Source organism: Thermoflexus sp. (assembly GCF_042408365.1).
In the GTDB taxonomy this organism is placed as follows: Bacteria; Chloroflexota; Anaerolineae; order Thermoflexales; family Thermoflexaceae; genus Thermoflexus.
Genome location: NZ_JBHOQJ010000289.1, coordinates 1 through 4,271 on the forward strand (window position 1 = coordinate 1; position 4,271 = coordinate 4,271).

A 4,271-nucleotide genomic window follows, 5' to 3' on the forward strand; every position below is an offset into this window, starting at 1 on the left:
ACACCGATGAGATCGCCCATGGTGATCAGGATGAACAGATGCTCCATGCTCGCCCGGGTGCGAAGCGCATAGCGGGCCATATCGTGGCTCGCCATACCATAAGTCAACTCCTGTACAAAAGTCAGCACCCGGCGCAACAGGCTCTCTTGAGGCTTTTGCTCCGTCATGTCGTTCTTCCTCCCAGATGGTTTAATTTTCGTCATCAAGGGACGGCAAGCCCCTTTTATCCTAGAATGGTCCGAATTGAAAAAATGAACAAGCGTCATGGTGCTCTTTGATTTTATCTTTTATTTTTTAATGGCCCCCTTCCCACGGCCCCTTGGGCTGCAGAAAGGGGGGAGCACGGGGGCTGGGCGGAGGAGGGGCCAAAGGCCCCCCGACCCCCCAAGCTAAGCCATGGACCAGGCATTCGCTGGATATGCAGCCCGCCCAAATCCTATGGAAACGAGCTCATAGCCCGTGCAGATGGTAATCGTGCTCATCCGTGAACTCTCGCTCCCGCAGCACGCGGCGTTTCCAAGTACCCAGGATGGGGACCACATAGGGCAAGAGGCGCAAGCTGTAGTAAGGTGGTATGATCGGAAGGCCGATGAGATCGCCGAAGAGGGCAGTGATGAAAAGATTCTCGGCCGCAGCGCGCATCTCCAGCAGATGCCGCACGACATCGTAAGCCGCAAACCCGTAGAAGAACTCCAGGAACACCTGACGCCAGGTCCGCCACCGTTCTCCAAGCCGCGCTCGCGTGAGCATTTCGTTGGTCCGTGAGAATTTTAGGGTCGATTATATATTAAGTTTAGATCTCCAGACAAGGGGATGGAAACCGCGGGTTGAGGGCTTACCCTCTCCCCGCCCTTTCCTACCAGCAGATTATGCGGGCTTGGGCTGAATCTAATAGAAGGAGTGGAATCCCACTGATGCAGCGCGCCATCCGGGTCGATCGAGTGCTCCTCGGGATGATCCTACTGGCCTTCGCCTTGCGGCTTTACCGCATCGCGGTTCAAAGCTGGTGGTGGGATGAAGGCTACAGCACCTATCTGGCCCGCCATGGCATCCTCACCGCCATCCGGATGACAGCGGTGGATATCCATCCCCCATTTTACTACATCTTGCTCTCGATCTGGGGAATATTCGCCGGCTACACCGAGTTCACCACGCGGTTCCTCTCGACGATCTTCGGGATCCTGATCCTCCCCTTACTGTATCGGGTCGGCCGGGAGGGCGCTGGGCGCGGGGTCGGGCTCCTGGCTGCCGGGTTGGCTGTGCTGGCCCCGGCCTATGTGTATTACTCGCAGGAGACCCGAATGTATACCCTCTTCGCCCTGGAGTACCTGCTCACCCTCCTGCTCCTGGGTCGCCTCATCAACGCCCGCCGTTGGCCCACAGGGACCCTGGCCGCCCTCGGGATCACGGAAGTGGCGATGATGTATACCCATTATTTCTCTGTAGTCGCCGTCGCCTTCCTGAACCTCGCCGCCCTCGTATTGCTCATGCGCCAACCCATCGAAGATCGTCGATGGAATTTCCGCCGTTGGGCACTGGCCCAGGCCCTGGTGGTGCTCGCCTACGCGCCGTGGTTACCTCCTGCCTACCGCCAGACCGGCCAGCACAGCGACGAGCGGGCCACCTTCCCGACTCTCTTGGAGTTCCTTTCCTTGACCTGGCATTTCTTCAACATCGGCATCCGGGAGGTCCTGGGGAAGACCGGCGAGCCGCCGCCGCGGCCATGGTTCGTCGCCGCTTCGGCGGCCTACGGGATGGCCTTCGCCGGGGCGCTGCTCCTGGCGGGGCTAGCCGCATGGCGTCGCCGCCGCCCCTCCCGGCCCGTGCTGTGGCTGACCGCCTTCGCCATCCCCTTGCTGCTGGTCTTCGTCATCACCCGGTGGAAGCCCATTGTCCACCCCCGCTACATCCTGATGCTCACCCCGGCCCTGTTGCTCACAGACGCCGCCCTGATGGCCGCCCTCTGGTCGGCGCCCCGGTCGCTCCGCCTGCCCGGCCGGGCCCTCACGCTGGCTATGGCGTCAGCCATCGGGGCCACCTTCCTCCAAGGGCTGTGGATCGTTTACTACGACCCGGCCTTCTTCCGGGAGGACGTGCGCGGGGTGGCGGCGTATCTCAACGCGGCGACGACGTCGGAGGATGCGATCGTCGTGGATTCCGAGGAATACACACTTCAGCAATACTACACGGGCCCCGCCCCGATCCAAGGGATCAAAATGCGGGGTCGGGAAGCAGCAGGCCTCGCGGAGCTCCAGGCGGTCACGGCCGACAAGCGGCGGGTCTTCCTTCTGCACTGGTTCCGCTCGGTGACCGACGACAAGCGTTTCATCCCATTCCTGCTGGAACGCGCCGGGCGATTGATCGACCATCGAGAGTTCTCGGGCTATACGCTCTGGGTCTACGAGCTGGAGCGGCCCGTGGCGATGCCGCCGTTGCGGCCTGTCTCCATCAATTTCGGGGACCGCCTGTGGCTATCCGGTGTGTTCACAGAGACGGAGGCCCGTGCCGGGGAAGGGGTGGCAGTGGCCCTCCGCTGGCGGATGCCCGCCCCGATCCCGGAGAACCTGAAGGCGGCGGTCGCCCTCCTCGACGTCGGGCGCCAACGGGTGAGCGGGATGGATTGGATGCTCATGAACGACCTTCATCGGTACACCGCCCGTTGGTCCCCCGGCGAGGAGACCACCACCTATTTCGTGGTCCCGGTCCCCTTGGGCGCTCCCCCCGGACCCTATACGCTGACGGTGACGTTGTATCGGGAGCCGGACTTGAAGGGGCTGGACATCTTGGACGAGGCGCGCAACCCCGGCGGCCGATCCCTGACCCTGGGCCCGGTGGCGATCCGCCCACCCCGCCTCACGACGGACCCCTATGGGACAATGGCTGAGGTGCCCCGTTTAAAGGATCCGATCCCCTTAGGGGAAGGGCTGCAGCTGCTGGGATTCCAGTTGGTCGCTTCCCCTCTGGCCCCAGGGGAGCCGCTGCGGGCGTTGCTGCTCCTCCAGGCCGACCGCGCCGGCCTCCCGGATCAACCCCTGACCTTGGAGATCGCCCGCGGTGAGGAGGTCTTGGGCCGTCAGACGGGGGATCCGGGCTACGACCGCTACCCTGTCTCGCAATGGATCCCGGGGCTTCCGGTGCTCGACCGGCGCGCGGTCTGGGTATCGCCGCAGGCGACGGCGGGGCCGGCGGAGGTGCGGTTGCGCTGGGGGAAGGGTCCGTGGATCCCCCTGGGGGCGGTGGAGATCTCCGGACGGCCACGTCGGTTCGAGCCGCCGCCCTACGACATCCCGGTCGGCCAGCGCTTCCCCGGCTTGGCCGAGCTCGTTGGGCTCTCTTTGGATCGCACCGTCATCCGGCCCGGGGACACCCTGAACGTCCGCTTGATCTGGCGGGCGCTCAACGAGGATCCCATCGAGCGCCCTTACGTGGTCTCGGTCCAAGTTCTCAACCCGGAAGGACGTCTGGTCGGCCAGGACGACCGGCCCCCGGCCGACGGGGCGATTCCGACGACCTCCTGGGTCCAAGGGGAATTCATCGAGGATCCCCATCCGGTGGTCTTCCGGGAGCCCCTATCCGGCGAGGGCCGCTTGATCGTGGTGCTCTACGATCCGGACACGATGGAGCGAGTCCGAGCGGAGGACGGGCGCGATCACCTGGAGCTGCCCGTGCGGGTGAAGGGGTCGGGCGTTCGGTAGGGGCAACCCTTGTGGTTGCCCCTACCGAACAGAGGGGCCACCTGTCGTCAGCGGACCAGCGCCGAAAGGTTGCCCCGGTGTTTTTTCCACAACCATGAAATGGGAAAGGCCCAGCCGGTTCAAGGGCGTGCGCTCCAAAAGGTCGGCCAGGCGGCGCAACATGCGGCCCCAGCGGAGATGCCGCCGCGCGATCCGATCGAAGGCGGGGAAGATCCGCGTGTGGTGGACGATGCGGACGGGGAGGCCAGCGAAGAGGCGGCGCAGGGCGCGCCCGCTGTAAGCCCGCACGTGGGGCGCCAGGCGATTGCGCAAGGGATCCGGGAGATAGTTGATGAGCGGCGTGTTCCCGAAACGATAACGTCCCCGCCAGTAATGCCCGTGGGTCTCGAAGGGAAACCAGCGGTTCGGGCAGAACAGGAGGATCCGCCCGCCGGGCCGCAACACGCGGACCATCTCGGCCACCGCCCGGCGATCGTCGGCCACGTGCTCGATCACCTCATGGGAGAGCACCACATCGAAGGTGTCGTCCGGGTACGGAAGGGCTTCGGCGGCGGCCACCACCAAGAGGCGAAGCCC

General features: G+C 64.5%; 3 protein-coding genes. 1 reads left to right on the forward strand and 2 read right to left on the reverse strand.

Annotated features, from left to right (window positions below; all coding sequences use genetic code 11):
- Positions 1-450 precede the first annotated feature (450 nt).
- Positions 451-750, reverse strand: coding sequence for a hypothetical protein (locus tag ACFMO5_RS13370; RefSeq protein WP_376793248.1), 300 nt, complete (start codon positions 748-750; stop codon positions 451-453).
- A 164-nt stretch (positions 751-914) separates the two neighbouring features.
- Between ACFMO5_RS13370 and ACFMO5_RS13375 the strand changes: the two genes are divergently transcribed.
- Positions 915-3,695 carry a glycosyltransferase family 39 protein gene (locus ACFMO5_RS13375; RefSeq protein WP_376793249.1) on the forward strand — a complete coding sequence of 927 codons (2,781 nt, stop codon included), beginning with the start codon at positions 915-917 and terminating at the stop codon, positions 3,693-3,695.
- A 21-nt stretch (positions 3,696-3,716) separates the two neighbouring features.
- On the opposite strand, the gene ACFMO5_RS13380 is transcribed toward ACFMO5_RS13375, so the two are convergent.
- Positions 3,717-4,271: class I SAM-dependent methyltransferase (locus ACFMO5_RS13380; protein WP_376793250.1), on the reverse strand; the 555-nt coding region annotated here is incomplete at its 5' end.

What these genes read in the sequence shown, in the direction of transcription:
- ACFMO5_RS13370 (WP_376793248.1), bottom strand. Translation starts at nt 750, where the DNA reads ATGCTCACGCGAGCGCGGCTTGGAGAACGGTGGCGGACCTGGCGTCAG.
- ACFMO5_RS13375 (WP_376793249.1), top strand. Translation starts at nt 915, where the DNA reads ATGCAGCGCGCCATCCGGGTCGATCGAGTGCTCCTCGGGATGATCCTA.